Source organism: Citrobacter sp. FP75, from assembly GCF_018342065.1.
GTDB lineage: Bacteria > Pseudomonadota > Gammaproteobacteria > Enterobacterales > Enterobacteriaceae > Citrobacter.
This window is the reverse complement of record NZ_JAFDOE010000010.1, coordinates 71,159-95,697: the sequence shown is the minus strand read 5'-3', so window position 1 is coordinate 95,697 and position 24,539 is coordinate 71,159. Positions and strand designations below refer to the sequence as shown.

20 protein-coding genes, 1 tRNA gene and 2 pseudogenes are annotated in these 24,539 nt (G+C 50.8%); 9 read left to right on the top strand and 14 right to left on the bottom strand.

Annotation, left to right across the window (positions count from 1 at the left end):
* Positions 1 to 18 precede the first annotated feature (18 nt).
* The 3 genes from JQ822_RS22290 (at position 19) to JQ822_RS22280 (ending at position 3,314) form a co-directional block, all read left to right on the top strand.
* Complete coding sequence (locus tag JQ822_RS22290) at positions 19 to 1,407, top strand: diguanylate cyclase (protein WP_213135300.1); 1,389 nt, start codon at positions 19 to 21, stop codon at positions 1,405 to 1,407.
* Between the two features lie 118 nt (positions 1,408 to 1,525).
* A complete protein-coding gene (locus JQ822_RS22285) occupies positions 1,526 to 2,620 on the top strand; it encodes a 4Fe-4S binding protein (protein ID WP_213135299.1) in 1,095 nt (364 codons plus the stop codon).
* Between the two features lie 184 nt (positions 2,621 to 2,804).
* Positions 2,805 to 3,314, top strand: a complete 510-nt coding sequence (locus JQ822_RS22280) for a hypothetical protein (protein WP_244849095.1) — start codon at positions 2,805 to 2,807, stop codon at positions 3,312 to 3,314.
* Positions 3,315 to 3,406: 92 nt separating this feature from the next.
* Here the strand turns inward: JQ822_RS22280 and foxA are convergent, their stop codons facing one another.
* From foxA to pepT, 7 genes and pseudogenes are all read right to left on the bottom strand, one after another.
* Positions 3,407 to 5,515: a ferrioxamine B receptor FoxA gene (gene foxA / locus JQ822_RS22275; RefSeq protein WP_213135297.1), complete on the bottom strand. Its 2,109-nt coding sequence runs from the start codon at positions 5,513 to 5,515 to the stop codon at positions 3,407 to 3,409.
* A 121-nt stretch (positions 5,516 to 5,636) separates the two neighbouring features.
* Positions 5,637 to 6,620: a helix-turn-helix transcriptional regulator gene (locus tag JQ822_RS22270; RefSeq protein WP_213135296.1), complete on the bottom strand. Its 984-nt coding sequence runs from the start codon at positions 6,618 to 6,620 to the stop codon at positions 5,637 to 5,639.
* Positions 6,621 to 6,821: 201 nt separating this feature from the next.
* Positions 6,822 to 7,544, bottom strand: a pseudogene (locus JQ822_RS22265) (methyl-accepting chemotaxis protein); the annotation flags it as partial.
* 57 nt (positions 7,545 to 7,601) lie between these two features.
* A pseudogene (locus JQ822_RS24715) lies at positions 7,602 to 7,799 on the bottom strand (HAMP domain-containing protein); the annotation flags it as partial.
* A 91-nt stretch (positions 7,800 to 7,890) separates the two neighbouring features.
* The gene (locus tag JQ822_RS22260) at positions 7,891 to 8,520 is read right to left on the bottom strand and encodes a DUF2913 family protein (protein ID WP_213135295.1); all 630 of its coding nucleotides are present in this window, start codon (positions 8,518 to 8,520) and stop codon (positions 7,891 to 7,893) included.
* A 127-nt stretch (positions 8,521 to 8,647) separates the two neighbouring features.
* Positions 8,648 to 10,009 carry a C4-dicarboxylate transporter DcuC gene (gene dcuC / locus JQ822_RS22255; protein WP_213135294.1) on the bottom strand — a complete coding sequence of 454 codons (1,362 nt, stop codon included), beginning with the start codon at positions 10,007 to 10,009 and terminating at the stop codon, positions 8,648 to 8,650.
* Positions 10,006 to 11,262, bottom strand: coding sequence for a peptidase T (gene pepT, locus JQ822_RS22250; protein WP_213135293.1), 1,257 nt, complete (start codon positions 11,260 to 11,262; stop codon positions 10,006 to 10,008). The genes dcuC and pepT overlap by 4 nt, the downstream gene beginning before the upstream one ends.
* A 1,310-nt stretch (positions 11,263 to 12,572) precedes the next feature.
* Here pepT and JQ822_RS22245 point away from each other — a divergent pair.
* Together JQ822_RS22245 and JQ822_RS22240 are read left to right on the top strand one after the other, a co-directional pair.
* Positions 12,573 to 12,830 carry a YjhX family toxin gene (locus JQ822_RS22245; RefSeq protein ID WP_213135292.1) on the top strand — a complete coding sequence of 86 codons (258 nt, stop codon included), beginning with the start codon at positions 12,573 to 12,575 and terminating at the stop codon, positions 12,828 to 12,830.
* A gap of 10 nt (positions 12,831 to 12,840) precedes the next feature.
* Positions 12,841 to 13,587 (top strand): SAM-dependent methyltransferase, encoded by a 747-nt coding sequence (locus JQ822_RS22240; RefSeq protein ID WP_213135291.1) that lies wholly within the window; start codon positions 12,841 to 12,843, stop codon positions 13,585 to 13,587.
* Between the two features lie 57 nt (positions 13,588 to 13,644).
* On the opposite strand, the gene JQ822_RS22235 is transcribed toward JQ822_RS22240, so the two are convergent.
* Positions 13,645 to 14,214, bottom strand: coding sequence for a DJ-1/PfpI family protein (locus JQ822_RS22235; RefSeq protein ID WP_135322968.1), 570 nt, complete (start codon positions 14,212 to 14,214; stop codon positions 13,645 to 13,647).
* A gap of 396 nt (positions 14,215 to 14,610) precedes the next feature.
* On the opposite strand from JQ822_RS22235, the gene JQ822_RS22230 reads away from it, so the two are divergent.
* Both JQ822_RS22230 and JQ822_RS22225 read left to right on the top strand, forming a co-directional pair.
* Positions 14,611 to 15,723, top strand: coding sequence for an agmatine deiminase family protein (locus JQ822_RS22230; RefSeq protein ID WP_213135290.1), 1,113 nt, complete (start codon positions 14,611 to 14,613; stop codon positions 15,721 to 15,723).
* A gap of 162 nt (positions 15,724 to 15,885) precedes the next feature.
* Positions 15,886 to 16,422, top strand: coding sequence for a tetratricopeptide repeat protein (locus tag JQ822_RS22225; RefSeq protein ID WP_213135289.1), 537 nt, complete (start codon positions 15,886 to 15,888; stop codon positions 16,420 to 16,422).
* Between the two features lie 119 nt (positions 16,423 to 16,541).
* Here the strand turns inward: JQ822_RS22225 and JQ822_RS22220 are convergent.
* The 3 genes from JQ822_RS22220 to proB all read right to left on the bottom strand — a co-directional run bounded on the left by JQ822_RS22220 (position 16,542) and on the right by proB (position 19,099).
* A tRNA-Thr gene (locus JQ822_RS22220) sits at positions 16,542 to 16,617 on the bottom strand.
* A gap of 113 nt (positions 16,618 to 16,730) precedes the next feature.
* Positions 16,731 to 17,984, bottom strand: coding sequence for a glutamate-5-semialdehyde dehydrogenase (gene proA / locus JQ822_RS22215; protein WP_213135288.1), 1,254 nt, complete (start codon positions 17,982 to 17,984; stop codon positions 16,731 to 16,733).
* Positions 17,985 to 17,995: 11 nt separating this feature from the next.
* Positions 17,996 to 19,099: a glutamate 5-kinase gene (gene proB, locus JQ822_RS22210; protein ID WP_213135287.1), complete on the bottom strand. Its 1,104-nt coding sequence runs from the start codon at positions 19,097 to 19,099 to the stop codon at positions 17,996 to 17,998.
* Between the two features lie 289 nt (positions 19,100 to 19,388).
* On the opposite strand from proB, the gene phoE reads away from it, so the two are divergent.
* Complete coding sequence (gene phoE, locus JQ822_RS22205; protein ID WP_213135286.1) at positions 19,389 to 20,444, top strand: phosphoporin PhoE; 1,056 nt, start codon at positions 19,389 to 19,391, stop codon at positions 20,442 to 20,444.
* A gap of 56 nt (positions 20,445 to 20,500) precedes the next feature.
* Here the strand turns inward: phoE and crl are convergent, their stop codons facing one another.
* From crl to gpt, 3 genes are all read right to left on the bottom strand, one after another.
* The gene (gene crl / locus JQ822_RS22200; RefSeq protein ID WP_213135285.1) at positions 20,501 to 20,902 is read right to left on the bottom strand and encodes a sigma factor-binding protein Crl; all 402 of its coding nucleotides are present in this window, start codon (positions 20,900 to 20,902) and stop codon (positions 20,501 to 20,503) included.
* Positions 20,903 to 20,959: 57 nt separating this feature from the next.
* Entirely contained in the window at positions 20,960 to 22,204 is a 1,245-nt protein-coding gene (frsA, locus tag JQ822_RS22195; RefSeq protein ID WP_213135284.1) for an esterase FrsA, read from the bottom strand.
* A 99-nt stretch (positions 22,205 to 22,303) separates the two neighbouring features.
* Positions 22,304 to 22,762 (bottom strand): xanthine phosphoribosyltransferase, encoded by a 459-nt coding sequence (gpt, locus tag JQ822_RS22190; RefSeq protein ID WP_115259349.1) that lies wholly within the window; start codon positions 22,760 to 22,762, stop codon positions 22,304 to 22,306.
* A gap of 261 nt (positions 22,763 to 23,023) precedes the next feature.
* On the opposite strand from gpt, the gene pepD reads away from it, so the two are divergent.
* The gene (gene pepD / locus JQ822_RS22185; protein WP_213135283.1) at positions 23,024 to 24,481 is read left to right on the top strand and encodes a cytosol nonspecific dipeptidase; all 1,458 of its coding nucleotides are present in this window, start codon (positions 23,024 to 23,026) and stop codon (positions 24,479 to 24,481) included.
* Positions 24,482 to 24,539: the final 58 nt, after the last annotated feature.

Here is a 24,539-nt window from a genome sequence, read left to right as displayed (position 1 = left end):
TTTTTGAGTGGCTGCGAGATGGAACAGGTTGCCCCCGTAAACAACACATTACTTCTGACAGAATGGCAGGCGCTGCTGCGCCAGACGTCTCCTGACGTCCATACGCTGCTGACCTCGTTAAGCGATGATGAGATCCGCCATTTAGTGACCGTTTTTTATGACTACATGCTCTCTCATGCCGAGAGCGCATTGTTCCTGAATACCGAACAGGTCAGCACGCGGCTAAGCGGCAGTATGTTTGGCTGGCTGCGCAGCGTGCTCGGCAGTGCGCAGGAAGACCTCTCTCAGTTGCTGACCAAACAGCGCGAGATAGGCGTAGTGCATGCGCGCATCGGCCTGCCCATCGATCTGGTGAATCGCGGCGCGCGCAAGCTGAAGGATGAGCTGTATCGGGTGTTGAAAAGTAAAGCGGATTACCCGCCTCACCTGTTGAGTGATGCTATCTGCTTCAGCAGCCTGGCGATGGATACCGCGTTGGAGGCAATGACCGTCTCCTATTCGCCAAGCTATCAAAACTCCCTGAACACGCAGGAACAGTATCGCCTGCAGACGATTTATGATGACGTCAACGTCGAGCGTGAGCGGCAAATCCGCTCGTTTACCGACTGGGAAAATCAGTTTATTTACAACATAGCCACCGGGTTACCCGTCGGGGAACTGGTCTTTCTGGCAAACTCAGATTTTGGGATGTGGTTCTCCCATAAGGGAAAACACATTCTCGGCAACAGCAATCTGCTGATAGAAATGGAATTACTGATCGCAGAAATCGACAGTCGTCTGACCCAGACGCTGTCGAATCAGCAACAGCCAGCAGAAACCGCGCGAATGAGCTTATTGCAGGATGTTCGCCAACTGTCGGCAAAAATTCATTTCCTTCTCTCCTCGATGTTTGAGGCGCTGGTCAAACAGGAAAACGGCAAAGACTCGCTGACCCAACTGCTTAACCGTCGTTTTATTCCGACCATCATGCGCCGCGAAATCTCGCTGGCATTGCATTCACGCAAGCCATTTACCCTTGCGATGTTAGATATTGATTACTTTAAGCAAATCAACGATCGCTTTGGGCATATCACCGGCGACCTAACGCTAAAAAGCGTGGCGGCCGTGATTTATGAGCATATCCGCAGCAGCGACTATGTTTTCCGCTACGGTGGCGAAGAATTTATGATCCTGCTGGTCGAGTCGGACGTTTCACAGGCCAGTATTATTCTGGAAGCACTGCGTAAGAAGATCGCCAACCTGCGCTTAGGAGCCGAGGCCACCGAGTCATTCTCGATCACCGTCAGCATCGGTATCGCCGAATATGACTACCATCCGGACTACAAACAGCTGGTTGATAAAGCCGACCGCGCGCTGTATCTGGCGAAAAACAACGGGCGTAACCGCGTAGAAACGTATCAGGAATGATCGTTGCCGTCCTCTTAATAAGATGCAAATCAAATACATCATATGTAAATAGCGCTAGCATATCCTGAGATAACCCCACTGAATGTAGGTGGGGAACCATGAGGGATGCGATAAAACCATGAACGGGAAAAAGAGAACGCGCTGGCAGCGCCGTCCTGGAACGACCGGGGGAAAACTGCCGTGGAATGACTGGCGTAATACCAGCACCTGGCGCAGAGCCACCCAGTTTCTTCTGCTGGCGATAAATATCTATATTGGCGTGGCGTTCTATTACTGGGTCCGCTATTTCGAAACGGGTGGCACCAGCGTTTATATACCAAGGCCGGGAGGGATTGAAGGATGGCTTCCCATCGCCGGGTTGATGAACATCCGCTACACGCTGGAAACCGGTTATCTTCCGCCGATCCACGCCGCCTCTATGCTACTGCTCGTCGCGTTTATCGTAACAAGCCTGCTGTTAAAAAAATCATTCTGTTCGTGGCTGTGCCCGGTTGGCACGCTGTCAGAGCTGATTGGTAATCTGGGTAAAAAATGCTTTGACCGCCATTTCACGCTGCCGCGCTGGCTGGATATTCCGCTGCTGAGCCTGAAATATTTGTTGCTGAGCTTCTTTTTGTATATCGCCCTGTCGATGCCCGCACAGGGGATTCAGTACTTTCTGATGTCGGCCTACGGAATGATTATCGACGTCAAGATGCTCGATTTCTTCCGCCATATCGGCACGGCAACGCTTGTTTTCGTGGCGGTAATCAGCGTCATGAGCCTGTTTATTCGTAACGCCTGGTGTCGCTATTTATGTCCATATGGCGCTCTGCTCGGCCTCTTCTCCCTGCTTTCTCCGTTTAAAATCCGGCGTAATGCAGAAAGCTGCATCGACTGCGGCAAATGCGCAAAGAACTGCCCGTCGGCGATTCCAGTAGACAGGCTTATTCAGGTGCGCACCGTTGAATGCACCGGCTGTATGACCTGCGTAGAGTCTTGTCCGGTCGCCTCGACGCTGACCTTTTCGCTGCAGACGCCGCCGGGTGCGCAGGGCAACGGTAAAGCGTTAGGGCGACAGACGGCATTGTCAGGTGTTGTCATGGCAATACTGGTGCTGGGGATTCTTTTTGCCGCTATTGGTTATGCTGTGTATGCCAATGTCTGGGACACGCCGGTACCGGAACATATGTATTTCCAGCTGATCCCGAAGGCTAAAATGATCGGCCATTAATTCTTTATCTGTATGTTCAAAAACCCTGCCAATTCTGGCAGGGTTTTCCGCCTGTTACGCCATTTTAAGACTATTGAACTTGTGTCATCGCGTCCTCGTTTATACAACCTTAAATATCACCCATAATCATTTTTTCTATTTTGTTATGGGCGACTGGGACCACAATAATGAACGGGATAACATCATGACTAAAATAAAACTGGCACTCCTATTACCTCTGTTTCTGGCGGGTTGTACGATGAGCGACGGAGAATTAAGAAACGCTTATGCTCAGCATTATCAACAGCCCGCCGCCTATGTCGATATCTATAAGCAGAAAATAGCAGGCATGGATATTAATGCGCTGGCCCAATATGCCGCCGCAGAAGATAAGAAAAAAATGCGTGGGCAACCAAGGCTGAAAATCGATGAATTCATTACCATTGAGAACGTGCAGGCGAAAGGAAATCGGGTGGTCTACGATTACTCGCTGTCCGAGAGCTGGCTGGCGCTGTCTGCAGATAAACAGCGCGAAAAGCAGACCAATATGAATAAAGACCTGATCTACCGTACCTGCTCGCTGGAAACGGTACGTCTGGCGCAGGCGAAAGGGCTGGAAGAAGAGCATAACTATTACAGCCAGTACCCAGACAAAGTCGCCTTTACTCTGAGAACCAGCGCGCAGATTTGTATGCAAAACGGTTTTACGCAATAGTCGCGCCCACCCTACTACCTGATGGCGCAGCACTTATCCGACCTACAATTTGCGCACAACTGTAGGCCGGGTAAGGTGTCCCAATTCTGACCTCAGAATTTCCAGGACATGCTGCCGACAATGCTGCGCTCAGCACCAAAGTAGCAGTAAGAGAGCGAGTTGCAGGCCGCCACGTAGCGTTTATCAGTCAGATTGTTGACGTTCAGCTGGGCGCTCAACCCTTTAATACCGATATTCGTTAAGTCATAGCCAATCACCATATCCACCAGCGTGTACGACGGCAGAGTATGAGTATTCAGGCGATCGCTGGTGATCCCGTTGACGTAGCGCACGCCCGAGCCCAGCGTCAGGCCATCCAGCGGACCGCTTTTCACATCGTAGCTCAGCCAGGTGCTGGCCTGATTACGCGGTGCATATACGGCGCGCTTGCCCTGTTCTTCCGGACTGCTCTTCTTGTAGCGAATGTCGGTGTAGGTATACGCCGCCTGCAGACGGAAGCTATCCGTCAATTGGCTGATCGCCTCCAGCTCCACCCCTTCAGATTCAATTTCACCAATCGAACGGTACGGATCGGTCGGCTCTTCTTTGGTGGCGATGTTGGTTTGATTGATGCGGAACACTGACGCGCTGAACTGGCTGTTGAGTCCTTCCGGCTCATACTTCAGCCCGGCTTCCCACTGCTTGCCTTTCATCGGATCCAACAAGTTGCCGTTCTCATCAGCAAAGCTGGTTGGCGTAAAGGCAGTGGAATAACTCACATACGGCGCAAAGCCGTTATCGAACAGATAGAGCAGCGCGGCACGGGTGCTGAAGTTGTTTTTATCCAGATCGCTGCGGGTATCGTTTTGCTTATCAATGTTAGAGACGCTGACCTGATCGTAGCGGCCGCCGAGCGTAATGCGCCAACGGTCCCATGACATCTGATCTTGCAAATAGTAGCCCGTCTGGCGCAGCTTGTGCTTCTCGCGTGCATACATATCGATGTAATCCGGCTTCGCGCCGTACACCGGGTTAAAGGCGTCGATCGGCGGGAACGCACCGTAATAGCCGGTGGTGTTGTTGCTGCGATCCTGATAGTCGATCCCCACCAACAGGCGATGGTTCACCTGCCAGGTATCAAAACTGCCGTCGAGCTGGTTATCCAGCGTAATGGCCGACATATTCTCGTCGGAGCCGGAATAGCCGCGATTAAGCTCGGTTTCATTCAGCCAGCCCGCCGCATACACCTGGTTCAGCTCAACGTCGGTATGCAGATAGCGCAGCTTTTGCCGTACCGACCAGCCGTTATCGAACATGTGCTCAATGTTGTAACCCACCATGTTCTCGCGGCGATCGTATTTGTCGTAATCATCCTCGCCCTCAAAGAAGGTGTTGGAGATCTTTTGCCCGTAGTGCGGCACCACGGTACCGTCATAAGGCAGACCGGAGTGGCTGCCGCCTTCCGGATCGCGGTGCAAATAGGCCATCAGGTCAAGACGCGTCTGGTCGGTGATGCGCCAGGTCAGGCTCGGCATTAACGCGTAGCGTTCTTCCTTCAATGGACCAAACTGCGAGTCCGCGTAGCGCGTCATCCCGCTCAGACGCGCCGCCACGCGATCGTTATCATCCAACGCGCCGGTGACATCAAACGCCGCACCGCGCTGATTGTTATTGCCGGCGAACAGCTTCACTTCGCCGCCCGTATCAAACGACGGTTTGCGCGATGTCAGCGCCACAATACCGCCCGGCGAAGAGCGACCATACAGCACCGACGCCGGACCGCGCACCACTTCGATATCTTCGAGGAACCACGGATCGACCACCAGCGAACTGTGCGAATTGGTGTCGCCCATCATCTTCAGGCCGTCGAGATAAACGTTATCGAGGCTACCGTCGGAGAAGCCGCGCAGTACGATGTAATCAAAGCGGTTAGAGGCGCCAATTTGGTTGCTGTACACCCCTGGTGTATAGCTAACGGCCTGACGCACGCTGGTAGCACCCTGCTCTTCAAACTGTTCGCGGGTAATGATAGACACCGACTGCGGGGTTTCAATATCCGGCGTGGCAAGCTTGGTGGCCCCGCTCTGCATTTGCGAGGTGACCACCACCGTATCGTTTTTTGTTGTTTCCTGCGCCAGCAGAGGAAAAGCCACGCTACCGGTCACCCATCCCACCAGCAGCGCCAACCGAGTCTTTGCGAACATGAACATCTCCCAAGGCATTTCTAATTGTAAATGAGAATTATTGCGCTATTTGTGCCGGAGATAGCTATGCCGGATGCCAGGTTACGTATGCGCAGCGCCAAAATGTGGGTCAGGCGCGCGCGCAAAGCGCAAAAATGGATTAGCAAAGTTTGAGGACATCGCCAGGTGAAAAACCGTAGCGGCGACGAAAAGCGGTTGAAAAGTTGGTGGCGTGTTGATAGCCCGACATCCAGGCGGCCTGCTGTACGCTGTATCCTTCCAGTAAATAGCCGCGAGCGCGTTCCAGGCGGCAGTCGCGCAGGTAGTCAAAAACCGAGCAGCCATACGCCGCACGAAACTTACTGCGCAGGCTGCTCGGGCTCATCGCCGCGCGCTGGGCCAGTTCGCTGAGGGTGTAGTCATTTTCTGGTGTCTGTTCCAGCAGGCGGCGCACGATCTCGAGGCGCTGCTGTTCGCCGCTTACGGCCTGGCGCTTGCCGCTCTCCACCTGGCAGACGCTGAGACCGTGGCCGAACAACTGCAGAATTAGCCCTTCCAGCATCAGTTGACGGGAAACGTAACTGAGCGTGCTTTGCTGGGCATACTGTAACCCGCTAAGCAAAAAGCCCGGCACCTGCCAGATAAGCGTCGGCGTCTGACATTTTTCCCACTCAACCATTAACGACTCAAGTAACCCCGTACGCCACGCGCCGTCAGGATACAGCCCCAGCGATAACGTTCGCAGTTTGCAGTCCGCAGAGTGACGAGCATTCATGGTCTGGTGTTCGCTGAGGCGCGAGCTAAACGCCATACCAGAACGCACCACGTGTTCCTGCCCGTTGAGCGTCAATATTACGCAACCTTCCAGCACCACCAGCATATACAGGGGACTGCTGTGGCGGGAGGTGGTTTCGTAGGGTTGCAGCACCTGCACATCGGAGTGAGTGACGCACATCCCGCAGGGTAACGTCATCTCTTCGACATTTCCCTGCAGTACGGGGCTGGAGTGAGGTAAACCCGACTTTTGCGACAGCTGCGGAAAGCGGTAATCAATCCCGTAGCGCTCACCAAAATCCATAAATTCACTGACGGAGAAGGTACGTGTCAGGCGTGCGGATGTATTTTGGCCGGTGGTGTTGTTCATGCTCTCTTCTGCACAGAAAATGGAATTAATGGTTTATGACTGATAGCAACATTACCATTCCCGGCAGAACACAACAATAATAATGAGAACTATTATCAATTAAGTGATAAAAAAGGCTCTCAGTTGCCAGCCATCTCATCAGGCTGAATAACCAACTGATGAGATGAGCAGCGCCTGGTTAACGTCCTGAATACTATGCTACGATTTTTCTTCCACCTGAAACACAGCCACAGCCTGGGACAACATTGCCGATTGTTCTTCCACACTGCCGGTCGTCGCGGCAATTTCTTCCACTAACGAGGCGTTTTGCTGGGTCACTTGCTCCATTTGAGTCACTGCAACGCGGATCTGCTCTATGCCGCTACTTTGTTCCCCTGATGCTCCGGATATATCTTCCATTAATATATTGATGTTGCGTATTGCCCCGGCAATGTCAGCCATCATGACACCACTGCTTTCGGCTATTTCCACCCCTTCTTTGACGCTGATTCCAGCTTTGGCAACCAGTTCACTGATTTCCTTCGCCGATGCCGCGCTGCGTTGTGCAAGAGTCCTGACTTCACTCGCGACAACGGCAAACCCGCGCCCTGATTCACCGGCACGTGCAGCTTCTACCGCAGCATTGAGTGCGAGGATATTGGTCTGAAAAGCAATGCTATCAATGACATTCGATATTTCATTCACGCTTTGTGCATTACGGCGGATCAGGTGAATTTTCTCAACCATTTCGCTCATTAAGCGCTCACCGCGCAATGCCATTTCAGTGCTTTCACTGGTCATTACGGATGCCTGATGTGACTTATCGGTATTATTTTTTGTGGTCGCTGATATCTGTTCCATACTGGCGGCTGTCTCCACGACTGCCGCAGCCTGCTGCTCGGTTCTGGTAGATAAATCACTATTACCTGAAGCAATTTCCTGCATACCGACATTAATAGACTCGACACCGTCACGAATAGTTTTAACTGTATCCCGAAGCCCGTTCTGCATATTTTGTAAATTCAGACACAGAAGGCCTATTTCATTGTTACTCTGCACGTTGATGGAATGGCTTAGATCGCCTTTACCAATCCGTGAGAAATGCTCAGACACGGTTCTCAACGGTTGAATAATTGTCCGACTCAGCCAGAGATTACAAATAATAAAAATAAGGATCGTAAACGCCAATATCACTGACATTTTAATTATTGATGAATTAAACTGAGAATGCGTTTGTGTTACGATCTTCTCACCAATCAACATTTCTTATGCAATGAGAAAACGGTTCTTATTATTCATCTAAAAGAAAATAGAAATAATAAAACTCATTTGAAGCATGCATCACAAACTCAACCGGGAGGTTATTCTTGATAAAAAGCGACTTTGCAAATTCAACATCGCCATATACCCGCAGGCAGAAAGGTTTTAAAATCTGCCCCTGAATACCAAAGCACTCCTGCAACCGGGCATCATCCATAAAGATAAAATTACCTTTCCTGACTTTAATACTCTCACTCAGATCGCGCCACTTTCCAGGTGTAAGCAGGAAGTTTTCCCAACCATTATTCCTCAGAGATTCAATAACATGGGTAAATTTAAAATAGTAATTCTGCATTGTCACATCACCACTTGATGTAGCGTACAAATACTCTATTTTAAATTTGAGTTGAGCATTGATGCTTTTCTTCTTACCTTCATCAATTAACCACTGAAGTTCATTCGCGACGACCTTCGAAAATACCTTCCTCTTTTTTGCTGTTGCCAACCAGTTCATAATAAAAAGGTGCTCTGACATTTTAGAGTAAATCTTATTATCATGTATGGCGATACCAACGGCGACTAATGCACTCCAGGTAAACGTTTCAAGTTCATCCTGATAATTATGTCTCAACTGACTCACTGCTGCTAAATTCCTTACCACTTAGACTCCACCCAGATATATCGTAATAATATTTTGATTTTGTATAACGCCATGTAGAAAATGACGACAACCAAAACCAGCAAACCTCCTGATTCTGCGACCGGAGGTTTGCTAGTGGCAGTTGTTGTTAATAGAAAATACCGATGATAAGGGTATGGGTAATAAAGCCCACAATTAACGGTACGACGGTACGTTTTACCACATCGAATGGCGTAATCTTCGCGCCACTTGAAACGGCAATCACCACGCCGGAGACAGGTGAAATCGCCCGCCCCATATGAGATGCCTGCTGCATTGGCAGGATCATCGCCACGGCGTTAGCGCCCATACTGGCGGCAATTTGCGGGATAAGCTCAACAAATGCCAGGAACGGCGCATTGCCCGATCCCATGATGATAGCTGCGGCAAGCGTCACCAGCGCAAATACCACCGCCATGGCAAATGGTGGTAATCCCACGTGTTCTGCCATCAGAATTAATTGATCGATTGCGCCAATAACTTTAATACCATGCGCGAAAACCCCGGCAGCAACCAGCAACCCAACCACACCGGTAAACGCGGAGCCCATTCCTTTAAGGAAATGGCTGAATCCTTCGCATACTGACTTTAAATCACGCGCCCGTAACCACTCAATCAGCATGCATATGGCCATTGAAATGAGGACAATGGTGATGATATTCAGGTTAATACCACTGACGAACATTGCGGATGATCCCACCGCCATCAGTATTGGAAGCATGGGGAGTAACGCATAAAAAGCCGGTGCTTTTCCTGAGTCAGTCACCTCCGTTAGGCCTATTTCCCGTGGTAGCGTCCCTGCCTTGCGATCACAATGCCGCTGCCAGAAAAAATGGCAAACTCCCACCACCAGTACGGTTGCCAGAGCCGCAGGTCCCTGATGGTAAACAACATATTCCACCACATCCATATTGACCGCTTTAGAGCCACGAATAGCATCAATTGCCGTCGGGGTGTACGCGACCCCGAGCGAGGTGGCAATAACGCCAGCAGCAGAGGCCGCAGAGAGACCTAACCCCAGCATAATCGGGAACATTGTTCCCATCAGTAACACGGCGAGTCCGGTAGCTGAAGGGATGGCCAGTTGCAGGAGGCTGGCGAGCAGGTAGGAGAAAAAAAGCAAAATATATGGCGACCGCAGTGTGCGTAATGGTTTCGTCACGACACGCACCACGGCCTCATTTGCCCCGATGTAATCCATATAATGTGCAAATCCCATTAGCGCCATAATCATCAAACCGAGATCGGCGGCACGCGTACTGAAGAGATCGCGCATAACTTCAAATGGATCGAGAAATGAAATTCCCGTACCAGCAACCCCCTTTGGCAATACGGAACCCCATCCGGTTAAGCCAGTACAAATCATCAACACCAAACCCGCAATGAATAACACGGGCTCAGCACGATAACCTTTGAGGATCAGTCGGGCGACCACCACAATAACCAGGAGGGCAATAAAGACCTGGATCATGACTGAGCTCTCCCTGTGGCAAACTCAGCGAACGTCTCCTCAATCACCGCCACCACGACATTACTGGCTGCACGCAGTGAACGTACCGGCAGGTATTCATAAATTGAATGAAAATTATGGGCACCGGTAAAAATATTCGGACAAGGCAATCCTTTTTGCGACAGCACCGCGCCATCATATCCACCACGCATGGCGACAGGCTGCGGAGTAATGCCACATTTCTGATAGGCGCGCATCGCAATATCAACAGGATAATGCGCGTTGCCCTGCAGACTGTTGAACACATTTGCATAACGATCGGCTAAGTGGCAGACCACGCTATTTTCACCCCACAGCGCGCAGGTGCTGACAGCCAGCTGGCGAATAAATGCCATACGTGCCTTATAGCCTTCTTCACTGAAATCGCGAATATCCAGCTTAAGCACTGTGCGGGCACTGTTACCCTGCAACTGTTTTACCCAGTAATACCCTTCGCGGCCTTCTGTATATTCAGGAGCTTCTCCGCCTGGTAGCATAGCAATGAACTTATGGGCCATCAGCAAAGAGTTCTTAAGCTTGCCTTTGGCTGACATAGGATGTGCAGACTGGCCGGTAAAAATGATTTCTGCATCACCTGCATTCCAGTTCTCATAGACAAACTCACCGATGCCGCAGCAATCCAGGGTATAGCCAAAGTCAGCGCCAAAGCTGGCAACATCAAAGGCTTTCGCGCCGCGTAATCCCTGTTCCTCATCTGGAACAAAACCGACCTTCACAGGCCCGTGCTTAATCTCCGGATGCGCGACCAGATACTGTAAAGCATTCATAATTGCGGCGATGGCCGCTTTATCATCAGCCCCTAACAGGCTGGTTCCATCAGTCACCAGAAGGTCATCGCCGATATAGTTTTTCAGTTCCGGAAATTCACTTTCGCGCAGATAAATATTCAGTTCTTTGTTCAGACACAAATCCCCACCGCGATAATGCAGGCGTTGCGCATTGGTGTCCGCAGTCTGTTCCGCACTGGTATCCAGATGACCGAAGAAAGAAACGACGGGAATATTATCCTCTGTATTTCCTGGCAGTGTTGCCGTCACAATGGCGGTATCCCGGACCTCAATGTTTTCCATACCTAATGCTTCAAGTTCTGTTGCCAGCAGTTTTGCCAGCACCATCTGGCCAGGAGAGGATGGCATGATGCCATTAGCACCGTTCTCTCTTGAAGTCGTGGTATTGATTTTGGTGTAGTTAAGAAAGCGTTCAACAATATCCATTGTAGGAGATCCTTTAATATTTTATTTACGAGGTACTGCGGGAGGAAGCTTGCATGCAGCGCGAGTAGGATTAATCATAAAAACCAGATAAAACCAGCGCACATCCCTGAACGCTGATTTTATGATTATGATGACAACGATTATATAAGGAAGATAAAAAACAATAATTACATCAGGTATTAACAAGTGCTTTTTTGATATTGCCTGTTTCTACTGCTAATTTCCATGGTGTTGAGCTAACAGAAGTCATAAGCGGGTTCCGTATACCTAAGAGAGAATAGAAATCATTTAAGTTTGTCTATCCCATACCGTCACAAGGTATACCGTCGTTATATTTTTTTAATGAACGAATACTATTACAACCGAATGCAACCGTTTGCACCCCTCTACAAATAGCCACTTAACGCACTAAAATCCGTGAACAACGTCACATTTACCTCAACAACAAAAAACTCTATCACACTGAAAAAAAGACAATTATAAGAAACCTTGTATAATACCCATGCAAACAATACTGAAATTAAATCATTCATAAAAAAATAGCTTCACCACGGGACTATTTGAATTACCTGTATTATCGGTTGAATAAAAATATCGGCAGCGTTAATTTTTAAATATTACACACCATTGCATTAGATATTTTAATATTTATATTTATGATAACTCATACAATAAATTTTACGCAAAAAAACCTCTCCCCTGAGAAGAGATTCAGGACAGAGGCAATACGGGTGTTAAGGAGATAGTTATAGTTTTAATGATAACAAAAGAGCTTCTTGCAGGATGAGTATACACTCTTAACAGCATTAAGAAAATTCTTAAAACCAATTAATCGAAAATTTAATTTAAATAATCCATCATAATAAAATAAAACTTATCAAAAAAAAACAAAATAAAGCAGCGAAAAAATCAAGTTTTACTAATAAGTTACATCACACAGGCTGAACCAACAATGCGGCCTTGCCATAGCTTCCGCTACTGGCAGTGAAAAAATATAAAATTAGTTTAATCTATTAATACACGCCTCACATAACAAGAATTTAAAGTTATTCCCTACGCTAAACGCAATTACTCGTTACAGATCACACTTCTTCTACAAGGGGATTCTCCTACACGTCCTGACTGGTATGATACGTCAGGTAAATACCTTTCAACTCAACCCGAGGCTTTGATGCTGGAGAATGTAATCATCCGATAATCAGCTTACCGACCTTCTCAGGCCGGACTGGTTATCAATGCGCCGAAATCGAATGCGGACACCGCTGTGTGTTTGCACATTTTGCACATGATGATTAAACAGGTTTTCCAGTATGAATTTATCCCGTAAGGAACAACGTACTTTACACGTTCTCGCCAAAGGTGGTCGTATTGCGCACGTCCGCGATTCTTCAGGCCGCGTCACCTCCATTGAATGTTACAGCCGCGAAGGGCTTCTGCTCAGCGACTGCACACTTGAGGTATTCAAAAAGCTCAAAACCAAAAAACTGATCAAATCCGTTAAGGGCCAGCCCTACCGCATCAACACCACCGGGTTGAATAACGTTCGCGCCCAGCTAGATAATCGCTAAGGAGAGAGTGATGGATATTCCACGTATTTTTACGATCAGTGAAAGCGAACACCGCATTCATAATCCGTTCACTGCGCAGAAATATGCCACGTTAGGTCAGGTTTTGCGGATGACACCGGGAACCCGTATCCTGGATCTCGGCAGCGGTTCGGGTGAGATGCTGTGTACCTGGGCGCACGATCACGGCATTTGTGGCGTAGGTATTGATATGAGCCTACTTTTCAGCGAGCAGGCCACCCTGCGGGCAAGTGAATTGGGCGTCACTGAGCACGTGCGTTTTATTCACGCCGATGCGACAGGGTATATCGCCGCTGAAAAATACGATATTGCCGCCTGCGTTGGCGCAACCTGGATTGGCGGCGGCGTCGCCGGAACGGTCGAGCTACTGGCAAAGAGTCTCAAGCCGGGCGGGGTAATATTGATCGGCGAACCGTACTGGCGTCAATTGCCAGCCACGGAGAATATTGCTCAGGCATGTGGTGCCACTTCAGTCGCCGATTTTCTTATCCTTCCAGAACTCGTGTCGTCTTTCAGTAAGCTCGGCTACGACGTTATTGAAATGGTACTGGCTGATCAGGAAGGCTGGGACAGATACGAAGCAGCTAAGTGGTTGACTATGCGTCGATGGCTGGAGACCAATCCGGACGATGATTTTGCGCAGGAAGTGAGGGAGTTGTTGAGGACATTACCGGAATGCCACGTCACCTTCACCCGGGAGTACATCGGCTGGGGTGTGTTCGCTCTCATGCAGCGGTAAAACAATACCGTCGGTATAGCCGAACAGGGTATACCGACGTGCAGACTTAGCAGGCAGTTACTTCATTAACACGTCAACAAATTTGGCCAGCCATTCAGGATGCGCTGGCCATGCTGGCGCTGTTACCAAATTGCCATCAACGTGGGCCTGGTCAATGCCAATGTCCGCGTAATGCCCACCGCTCAGGCGAATTTCAGGCGCACAGGCCGGATAGGCGCTACAGGTACGATTTTCTAACACTCCCGCCGCTGCTAACAGCTGTGGGCCATGACAGACGGCGGCGATAGGTTTACCCGCCGAGTTGAAGTCCTGTACCAGTTGAATCACATCCGGGTTCAGCCGTAGATACTCCGGGGCCCGTCCACCGGGGATCAGTAGCGCGTCATAATCGGCAGCTCGCGCATCAGCAAAATTCGCATTCAAGGTAAAACGATGGCCGGGTTTTTCACTGTACGTCTGCGCCCCGTCAAAATCATGAATGGCGGTTTGCACATAGTCTCCCTCGCTTTTATCCGGGCAGACGGCGTCAACGCGGTGGCCTAACATTTTCAGCGCCTGAAAAGGCACCATCGTTTCATAATCTTCGACATAATCTCCAACCAGCATCAGTATTTTCTTCATTAACATCCCCGCCCATTGTTATTAAGTTCAGAAATAACGGCCCTCTTTACTATAGTCCACGGGCCACACGTCATTAATAAATAGCGCAGAACAATCGGTCAGATCACAATCTGCGTAGAGACGCGCCAGAAGGGCGCTCTCAGCTTAAGCGGCAAGGCAATACACGGCTAATAAATATAATTTATACATAAATATATAGTTGAGAAGTTTTAATACTGGCCAGTTTTACTCATTAATCAATGGTAAATGAATTGCAGATCATCAGTCTCATGATATATTTCACCTGAACTTTCTCGACGCATAAATTATTTATTATCTAATAAATAAATGCTGTCTATTATTTATCATCTATTATTATTCTGTTCAGCGTGAATCAGGTGAATAGACACAAAAGGTTTTCCCATGATAACAAGACGTTCGTTCGTCAGGCAGAGTCTGGTCACTTCAACGAGTATGTTGCTCGCCAGTATGATGGGCTGCACCTTCAGCAAGCTCGCGAGCGCAACAGAGACCTGGCGCTGGCAGATGCCAGATGAAGGCGCGCCCCATGCGGCGACCTGGATGGCGTTTGGCGCCAGTGCGGAAATCTGGGAACCTCATCTGCTGTCGGTGGTACAGAGAAATCTGGGCCTGATCGCCAAAACCATCGCCACGTTTGAACCGGTGAATATGCTGGTACGCGAAGAGGACCGCGACGTCGCCGCGCGCCTGTGCGGGCCGTCGGTTAATCTGCTGGTTCACCCAATTGACGACCTGTGGATCCGTGACACGGGGCCAGTGTTTGTAAAAAACGCCCACGGTACGCTCGGCGGCGTCGGGTTTAATTTCAACGGCTGGGGCGATAAACAGGAACATGAGCGCGACGCTGAGGTGGCAGAGTTCGTCACTGATGACGTTAAGGCTGAATTTATCCGCTCGTCGCTCACTCTGGAAGGCGGTGGTATCGAAGTGGACGGCGAAGGTACGGCGATTATTACCGAGAGCTGCGTTCTCAACCCGAACCGTAACCCCGGTGTGAGTAAAGCAGAGTGTGAGGCTGAACTGAAGCGTCTGCTGGGGCTGGAAAAAATCATCTGGCTACCCGGCATTGCCGGAAAAGATATTACCGATGGGCACACGGATTTTTATGCAAGATTCACACATCCGGGTACGGTGGTGGCCGGTCTTGAGCTGGATCCGTCGTCCTTTGATTATCCCATCACCCGGCGTCATCTCGAGATCTTACGCGCCGCAACGGACGCAAAGGGTCGACGGTTGAAGGTCGTTACGCTGGAAGGGCCTTCCACCATCCGCCAGACTTATGCGGGTGATGATTTCGCCGCCGGCTATATCAATTTCTATGTCTGCAACGGAGCCGTTATTGCGCCGGAGTTTGGTGATAAGCGAACCGACCGCAATACCCGCGCTATTTTGCAGGAGCTGTTTGCTGAACGTGAAATTATTCAACTGAATATCGATGGTATCGCGGCAGGCGGCGGCGGTATTCACTGCGCAACGCAGCAGCAGCCTCGCTAGCGAAGTTTCTGCCAGAGTCAGCTCACCACGTCCCATAACCCAATTCAGTGAACCACTATAAAAATAAACGGCAGGTCAATTTATTGACATCAATAATGAATATAAGCATGTGCTGTTTACAGCATGTCGGAGTCACCCTTCACACACTTACAGGACTGGATCATGAGAATGCAATTCGCTACGAAATTTCTGCCGCTGATTTGTCTGGTCTCAAGCGGGCTGCTCTATTCGGCCTCAGTAAACGCCATGGGAAATGACGATACCACGACGCCAACATGCCCGAAGGGTCAGGTTTATGACAACAAAACCAAAAACTGTTTGCCAGAAAAAAGCAGTATGATCGACGATCAGGATAAAACGCAGTATGCGTATCACCTGGCGAAAACCGGTCACTATCAGGACGCTATCAATTTACTTGATACCTTACAGCAACCCAACACGCGTGAGGCCTGGAACTATCGGGGTTATGCCACACGTAAACTGGGTCGTACGGATGAAGGAATTAGCTATTATCAACGATCGATTGCTCTTGATCCGCACTATGCCAAAGTACGCGAATACCTCGGTGAGGCATGGATGGTTAAAGGCCGCCCCGATCTGGCAAAAGCGGAACTGGCCACCATTAAAAACCTCTGCGGCACCAACTGCGAAGAGTACCGTGACCTGAAAGCCGCTATCGACGGACACCCTGAGTCATAAACCAGAGGGGAGCGTGGGGTTGGCTGAGCCTGCTTAACACTGGAAATGTAGTAAAACGACCTGAAGCCACAAGGTACGGGCTTTTAGTTGAGTTCGGTAGACTTGGGAAGAGTTTGAAATGGTGCCGATAATAGGAGTCGAACCTACGACCTTCGCATTACGAATGCGCTGCTCTACCAACTGAGCTATATCGGCACTGAAAGAACATGCCCACGATTGTGAACACGGGGTAGAAGGTTAAAACTAACCGGGCGATGCGTCAATGGCCTTGCGAATCAAACGCCTATTTTTGCATCACCCGGTTTCAATTACGCACGAATCGTGTCGTCACCGAAGCCTACCCACTTGTATGTGGTCAGTGCTTCCAGTCCCATTGGGCCACGTGCGTGCAGTTTTTGTGTACTCACTGCCACTTCCGCACCCAGTCCAAACTGACCGCCGTCGGTAAAACGAGTAGAAGCATTAACGTACACGGCTGAAGAGTCCACCTCATTCACGAAGCGATCGGCGTTACGCAGCGTGCGCGTCAGGATCGCGTCGGAATGCTGAGTGCCATGTTCGCGGATATGGGCGATGGCATCGTCCAGGTCAGTCACGATTTTCACGTTCAGATCCAGCGACAGAAACTCGTCGTCATACTCTTCGGCTTTCACCGCGACCACGTTAGCAGGCCCTGCCTGCAATGTGGCCAGCGCCGTCGCGTCTGCATGCAGCGTGACGCCGCTTTGCGCCATTTGCTGGCTCAGCGCCGGCAGAAAACGCGCAGCAATATCCTGATGCACCAGCAGGGTTTCTACGGTGTTACAGGTACTTGGACGCTGGGTTTTGGCGTTAACGATAATCTTCAATGCCGGGCCTGGCTCAGCGGTATCATCAACATAGATATGACATACGCCAATGCCGCCAGTGATGACCGGGATGGTCGACTGTTCACGGCACAGCTTGTGCAGGCCCGCACCGCCGCGAGGGATCAGCATATCGATGTACTTATCCATGCGCAGCATTTCAGCAACCAGCGCGCGATCCGGGTTATCTATCGACTGCACGGCAGCAGCCGGTAAACCGCAAGCTTCCAGCGCCTGCTGGATCACCGCCACTGTTGCCGCATTCGTCCGGTACGTCTCTTTCCCACCGCGCAGGATCGCCGCATTGCCGGTTTTCAGGCACAGGGAGGCGACATCAACGGTGACGTTAGGACGCGCTTCATATATCACGCCAATCACGCCCAGCGGGACGCGACGACGCTCCAGACGCAGGCCGCTATCCAGCAGACCACCGTCAATTACCTGCCCCACCGGGTCAGCAAGATTACACACCTGACGTACGTCGTCGGCGATGGCTTTCAGACGCGCCGGGGTCAGCGCCAGACGGTCAAGCATCGCTTCACTCAGACCGTTTTCCCGCGCCTGATCAACGTCTTGTGCGTTAGCGTGGAGAATGCTTTCCGTTTGCGCTTCCAGTTCGTCGGCTATTTTTTCCAGCACGCGATTTTTTTCGCGGCTGGAGAGTAGCGCCAGCTTATATGACGCTGCTTTGGCAGCAATGCCCATTTGCTCCAGCATATGCCTGCTCCTTAACGAGTGATCATGTCATCGCGATGGACGGCAACCGGGCCATATTCATAGCCGAGGATCGCGTCAATCTGTTGAGAGTGGTGTCCGGCAATACGGCGTAGCGCGTCGCTGTTATAGCGGGTCACGCCGTGGGCAATATCACGCCCTTCAAGATTGCAGATACGGATCACTTCACCACGAGAGAAGTTGCCTGTCACGCTTTTAATGCCCTTTGGCAGCAACGAACTGCCGCGCTCCAGGATAGCGGCGGTTGCGCCTTCATCGACGGTAATTTCCCCGGCTGGCGGTGCGCCGAAGATCCAGCGTTTTCGGTTCTCCAGCGGAGAAGCCTGTGCATGAAAACGCGTCCCCACGGACACACCTTCCATCACATCGCCAATCACGCCAGGCTTGCTGCCTGCGGCAATAATGGTGTCGATACCGGCACGACAGGCCACATCGGCGGCTTGTAATTTCGTCCCCATACCGCCGGTTCCCAGACCAGAAACGCTGTCTCCGGCGATAGAACGCAGCGCATCATCAATCCCGTAGACGTCTTTAATCAGCTCAGCCTGCGGATTGGTGCGTGGGTCGGCTGTGAACAGGCCCTGTTGATCGGTAAGCAGCAGCAGCTTGTCAGCCCCGGCAAGAATTGCCGCCAGCGCCGACAGGTTGTCGTTATCACCGACTTTAATTTCGGCGGTCGCCACCGCGTCGTTCTCATTGATGACAGGAACGATGTTGTTATCCAGCAGCGCACGCAGGGTATCGCGGGCGTTGAGGAAACGCTCCCTGTCTTCCATATCCGCACGCGTCAGCAGCATCTGCCCGACATGAATACCGTAAATGGAGAACAGTTGCTCCCACAGTTGAATCAGTCGGCTCTGCCCTACCGCAGCCAGCAGCTGTTTTGAGGCGATGGTTGCCGGGAGTTCAGGGTAACCAAGATGCTCACGTCCGGCGGCAATCGCGCCCGAGGTAACAATAACAATACGATGCCCTGCGGCATGTAGCTGTGCGCACTGGCGGACCAGTTCTACGATGTGGGCGCGGTTCAGGCGGCGCGATCCGCCCGTTAGCACACTGGTGCCAAGTTTTACCACCAGCGTCTGGCTGTCACTCATGATTCTCTGCCATTCAAGATTGGGGAAAATGATATCAAACGAACGTTTTAGCAGGACTGGCCCCGGTTGCCAACAGCCAGCGCACAAAGCATGGAATTTTATTGCGCAGGATCAGCAAGCGTAGCGGCAAATTTTGATGCTTTTATTACAGAAACAAATAAACATCTTTTTTTAAAAATATTCTTACTTTGTCATAAAACGTTCATTGCCAGACGTTAAAAACCCTCCTGTCTTTTAACGGGGATCACACCCAGTAAATATTCGCGCGTACTTTTAATCAGGAATGAAAATGAAAAAGAGCACTCTGGCATTAGTGGTGATGGGGATTGTTGCATCGGCATCCGTACAGGCAGCGGAAGTGTATAACAAGAACAGTAATAAACTGGACTTGTATGGCAAAGTTAAAGCCATGCATTACATGACGGATTACGACAGCAAAGACGGCGACCAGAGCTATATCCGTTTAGGTTTTAAAGGCGAAACGCAAATTAACGATGAACTGACGGGTTATGGCCGTTGGGAAGCCGAGTTCGCCGGTAATAAAGCCGAAAGCGATTCCAACCAGCAAAAAACACGTCTGGCCTTCGCGGGCCTGAAATTAAAAAACCTCGGCTCCTTCGACTACGGTCGTAACCTGGGTGCGCTGTACGATGTGGAAGCGTGGACCGATATGTTCCCGGAGTTCGGCGGTGACTCTTCCGCGCAGACCGATAACTTCATGACCAAACGCGCGAGCGGTCTGGCGACATATCGTAACACCGACTTCTTCGGCGTCGTCGACGGACTGGATCTCACCTTGCAATATCAAGGTAAAAACCAGGATCGCGATGTGAAAAAACAGAACGGTGATGGTTTTGGTACATCTGTAACCTATGATTTTGGCGGCAGCGATTTCGCCATCAGCGGCGCCTATACCAACTCCGATCGCACCAACCAACAGAATCTGCAAGTTCGCGGTACGGGTGATAAAGCCGAAGCCTGGGCGACGGGTTTAAAATATGATGCCAACGATATTTATATTGCAACGTTCTATTCTGAAACACGCAATATGACGCCGGTTTCCGGTGGTTTTGCCAATAAAACACAGAACTTCGAAGCGGTAGTTCAGTACCAGTTTGACTTTGGTCTGCGTCCGTCCCTGGGGTATGTGCTGTCAAAAGGTAAAGATATTGAAGGTATCGGCAATGAAGATCTGGTGAATTATATCGACGTTGGCGCGACCTATTATTTCAACAAGAATATGTCGGCGTTTGTTGATTATAAAATCAACCAGCTCGATAGCGATAATAAGCTGGCCATCAACAATGATGATATCGTTGCTGTGGGCATGACCTATCAGTTCTGATGTAACGTAAAAAATGCCGGATGGGGTTGCGCCGCCATCCGGCATTTTGCTGTTCACTATGCCGTTAATTTAACCGGCTGATCCTTAAAGTTGTCCGCAGGCTCCAGCGCCAGATTGAGCGACGTTAGCAACCCTCGTAATTTTTCATGAAACTCACGTAGGGTGTACTCCAGTCGATCTACCACTTCAGTCTCTTTGATGGGCACGGCAGTCCAGTTGCCGTCTTGATCAAACAAACCAAACTGGTAGCTGTACGTGAAGCGTTTTTCCTGTGCTTCTAACTCCATCCACCAGCCCCAGAATTCACGTTTCTCCGGAACGGGTTTCACGTTGACGCAAACAGCCAGACAATCGAAAAAAAATCGATTATCTTCGCACTGCCCTTCCCGGATGTAAGGGCCAAGCGCGGTAAATTTCTTGATCAATCTGCTTCTCGGGTGTCCACTCGGTAACGTCATTGCGATCTCCTTAGGTGAAGCAACTGTTTTACCAAATCAATAAAATTTAGCAATCTATTAACACAATCTATGACTGATCCATCCGGTTATTTCTTGCAGCGCTTTATCAAAATTGTGATACACCGGGTTAAACGGGATCTCCAAAAGCTTACCGTCAGAAGATGACGAGGTGATTAAGCGGGACTCTTCTTCCGGGCTAAACGGATCGTTTTTCCAGAATCCTGACAGCATCGGCGTTGGACAACGTCGGCCCAGCAGGCCTTGTACTTTTAATGAATAACGATTGAGTTCGACGCGCAAAGCGTCGTCGGAGGCGTCGTGCATGCCCAGACGACTGGCCAGCACATCGAGGTACATCTCCGGGACGCTTGCCTGACGCTGTGGGTCGCTGAGCAGCGCATGCACCACCGGTCCCAAACACGCAACCGCTTTCAGACGCGAAGATTCCAGGTACGCCAGCCGTACCGCCACGTTAGCGCCAAAGCGAAAACCAAATGCCGCCACGCGGGTGTGATCGACCCAGGGAATGTTAGGCAGCGCTTTTAATACGTGCTGATGCAGCAGGCTGGAATCCTGGGTCAGTTTCCATTTTGACGAGAACCCAACCGAAGGCATATCCAGCGTCAACATGGCAATACCGCGCGGAGCAAAATAGCGCTCATACAAGGTGTAGTAGTCCGTTTGCATGGAATCCAGACCACCGCACATGAGCACCGTCGGGAACGGGCCGTCGCCTTTTGGCATATGCAGGAAGCCAGTAATCGGCGAGCCGCCAGCAACAGGAAACTCCATCTCGCGCAGAGTGCCAGGCAAGCGTTGAGCCGCCTCTTCATACGCGCGATTCGCCAGGGCCTGCGCCTGTTCAGCTAATTCGTCGCCTTTCAGATGCGGATACGCAGCAATGTTGTACAGCGTAGAGGCATGCAGCCAGTGGCGTCCGCTAATTTGCGGGTCCTGTTCCACAGTGGCTTTCTGCTGCCAGTCCATTGCCTGCTTCGCCCACTCGTAGATCCAGTTGCCGCCACGATAGCCAATGACCGTGTCGTAGAGTTCTTTGTCCGTGCGCTCGGCTTCGCTCATCACGATACGCGCTTGCACCTCAAGGATTTCGCGCGGATCGATGCCGCGCCAGATCCACATCAGGCGATTCACCATGCGATACCAGTGCGGGATTGTTTTGCCATCCAGGGCAGATTGCACAGACGGCTGCGCGCCGTGATTAAATCGACGAACCAGAGTTGAGGTTTCAGGATGTTTGAAGCGGGGTTTAAACAGGACTTCGCTGAGGTTAGCCTGTGACATGATTACGGCCTCCATGAGTACTCACTAAGGCATAGTGTAACCTGACACAGCACAAAAAGAACAACGCCCGGCATAGCCAGGCGTTGAAAACTTTTTAGATTAACGACCAGAGATCGGTGGAACGAACACGACGCCCATATCCCACGGCTGCTCAATCCAGGTATCCTGAGGAATATCAACCACATAATCATTCACCAGCGGGCGACCTGCCGGCTTAGCAAAGATGGTGACGAAATGCGCTTTAGGGTACATTTCGCGAATCGCAACCGCGGTACCACCGGTGTCAACCAGATCATCGATGACGATGAAACCTTCACCGTCACCTTCGGCACGCTTCAGCACGGTCAGTTCGCGCTGATTGTCGTGATCGTAGCTGGAGATGCATACGGTATCGACATGACGAATACCCAATTCACGCGCCAGCAGTGCTCCCGGCACCAGACCACCACGGCTAACGGCAATAATGCCTTTCCATTGTTCAGAAGGCATCAGGCGGCTCGCCAGTTTACGTGCATGGATCTGCAACATGTCCCAGGTGACGACGTATTTTTCGCTCATGTGAAGTGTCCCAGCCTGTTTATCTACGGCTTAAAAAGTGTTCGAGGGGGAAATAGGTTGCGCGAGATTATAGAGATCTGGCGCGCTAAAAACCAGTGTTTCGCGGAATCCGCGCCTCTTTTTGCATGCTTTTTGCTAGCCGTGAGCAGAGAAAGTGGTATTCTCGATCGCATCGCGCAAGCCAGGCTTGTGGTGTTTTTAATTCTGCTAACCTCGTGGACTGTAAGTAAGTTTTACAGGACATCGCCAAGGAGACTCAACGTGTCTGAACTGTCTCAATTATCCCCGCAACCGCTGTGGGATATTTTTGCCAAAATCTGTTCTATTCCTCATCCGTCTTACCATGAAGAGCAACTCGCTGAACACATTCTGAGCTGGGCCCAGGAGAAAGGTTTCCACGTCGAGCGCGATCAGGTTGGTAATATCCTGATTCGCAAACCCGCTACCGCAGGAATGGAAAATCGCAAGCCGGTTGTTCTGCAGGCGCACCTGGATATGGTGCCACAAAAAAACAATGATACCGTACACGACTTCACCAAAGATCCTATCCAGCCTTATATTGACGGCGAGTGGGTGAAAGCCCGTGGCACCACGTTGGGTGCGGATAACGGCATCGGTATGGCCTCTGCGCTGGCCGTTCTGGCTGATGACAGCGTGGTTCACGGCCCGCTGGAAGTGCTGCTGACCATGACCGAAGAAGCAGGCATGGACGGTGCGTTTGGTCTGCAGGCTAACTGGCTGCAGGCGGACATTCTGATCAACACCGACTCTGAAGAAGAAGGTGAGATCTACATGGGTTGCGCGGGGGGCATCGACTTTACCTCGAACCTGAAGCTCGAGCGTGAAGCAGTTCCTGCTGGCTTCCAGAGCTTTAAGCTGACCTTAAAAGGTCTGAAAGGCGGTCACTCTGGCGGTGAAATCCACGTCGGCCTCGGCAATGCCAACAAGCTGCTGGTGCGTTTCCTGGCAGGACACGCTGAAGAGCTGGATCTACGCCTGGTTGACTTCAACGGCGGTACGCTGCGTAACGCAATCCCGCGTGAAGCCTTCGCTACCCTTGCCGTTGCCGCAGACAAAGTCGATGCGCTAAAAGCGCTGGTCAGCACTTACCAGGAAATCCTGAAAAACGAGCTGGCAGCAAAAGAGAAGAATCTGGCGCTGCTGCTGGATGCAGTAACTAACGACAAAGCCGCGTTGACCGCGCAGTCTCGCGATACTTTTGTTCGCCTGCTGAACGCTACGCCAAACGGCGTGATCCGCAATTCCGACGTGGCCAAAGGCGTGGTGGAAACCTCACTGAACGTCGGCGTTGTCACCATGACTGACGACAACGTGCAGATTCACTGCCTGGTTCGCTCGCTGATCGACAGCGGTAAAGACTATGTCGTGAGCATGCTGGATTCTCTGGGTAAGCTGGCGGGTGCCAAAACGGAAGCCAAAGGCGCGTATCCTGGCTGGCAGCCGGATGCGAACTCTCCGGTGATGCACTTGGTTCGCGAAACCTATCAGCGTCTGTTCAACAAGACGCCGAACATTCAGATTATCCACGCCGGTCTGGAATGTGGCCTGTTTAAGAAGCCGTATCCGGAGATGGACATGGTTTCCATCGGGCCAACTATCACTGGTCCGCACTCCCCGGATGAGCAGGTTCATATCGAAAGCGTTGGTCATTACTGGCGGCTTCTGACTGAACTGCTGAAGTCTATTCCGGCGAAGTAAGTCTCCACACTCAATGCCGGATGGCGCTGTGAACGGCGCCATCCGGTTATTTCATTCC

Bases quoted from the DNA above. Each gene is read 5' to 3' on its own strand.
- JQ822_RS22285 (WP_213135299.1), top strand. From the start codon at position 1,526: ATGAACGGGAAAAAGAGAACGCGCTGGCAGCGCCGTCCTGGAACGACC.
- JQ822_RS22270 (WP_213135296.1), bottom strand. From the start codon at position 6,620: ATGAACAACACCACCGGCCAAAATACATCCGCACGCCTGACACGTACC.
- foxA (WP_213135297.1), bottom strand. From the start codon at position 5,515: ATGCCTTGGGAGATGTTCATGTTCGCAAAGACTCGGTTGGCGCTGCTG.
- JQ822_RS22240 (WP_213135291.1), top strand. From the start codon at position 12,841: ATGGATATTCCACGTATTTTTACGATCAGTGAAAGCGAACACCGCATT.
- JQ822_RS22225 (WP_213135289.1), top strand. From the start codon at position 15,886: ATGAGAATGCAATTCGCTACGAAATTTCTGCCGCTGATTTGTCTGGTC.
- JQ822_RS22235 (WP_135322968.1), bottom strand. From the start codon at position 14,214: ATGTTAATGAAGAAAATACTGATGCTGGTTGGAGATTATGTCGAAGAT.
- dcuC (WP_213135294.1), bottom strand. From the start codon at position 10,009: ATGATCCAGGTCTTTATTGCCCTCCTGGTTATTGTGGTGGTCGCCCGA.
- proB (WP_213135287.1), bottom strand. From the start codon at position 19,099: ATGAGTGACAGCCAGACGCTGGTGGTAAAACTTGGCACCAGTGTGCTA.
- phoE (WP_213135286.1), top strand. From the start codon at position 19,389: ATGAAAAAGAGCACTCTGGCATTAGTGGTGATGGGGATTGTTGCATCG.
- proA (WP_213135288.1), bottom strand. From the start codon at position 17,984: ATGCTGGAGCAAATGGGCATTGCTGCCAAAGCAGCGTCATATAAGCTG.
- pepT (WP_213135293.1), bottom strand. From the start codon at position 11,262: ATGGATATTGTTGAACGCTTTCTTAACTACACCAAAATCAATACCACG.
- frsA (WP_213135284.1), bottom strand. From the start codon at position 22,204: ATGTCACAGGCTAACCTCAGCGAAGTCCTGTTTAAACCCCGCTTCAAA.
- JQ822_RS22280 (WP_244849095.1), top strand. From the start codon at position 2,805: ATGACTAAAATAAAACTGGCACTCCTATTACCTCTGTTTCTGGCGGGT.
- JQ822_RS22290 (WP_213135300.1), top strand. From the start codon at position 19: ATGGAACAGGTTGCCCCCGTAAACAACACATTACTTCTGACAGAATGG.
- crl (WP_213135285.1), bottom strand. From the start codon at position 20,902: ATGACGTTACCGAGTGGACACCCGAGAAGCAGATTGATCAAGAAATTT.
- JQ822_RS22245 (WP_213135292.1), top strand. From the start codon at position 12,573: ATGAATTTATCCCGTAAGGAACAACGTACTTTACACGTTCTCGCCAAA.
- gpt (WP_115259349.1), bottom strand. From the start codon at position 22,762: ATGAGCGAAAAATACGTCGTCACCTGGGACATGTTGCAGATCCATGCA.
- JQ822_RS22230 (WP_213135290.1), top strand. From the start codon at position 14,611: ATGATAACAAGACGTTCGTTCGTCAGGCAGAGTCTGGTCACTTCAACG.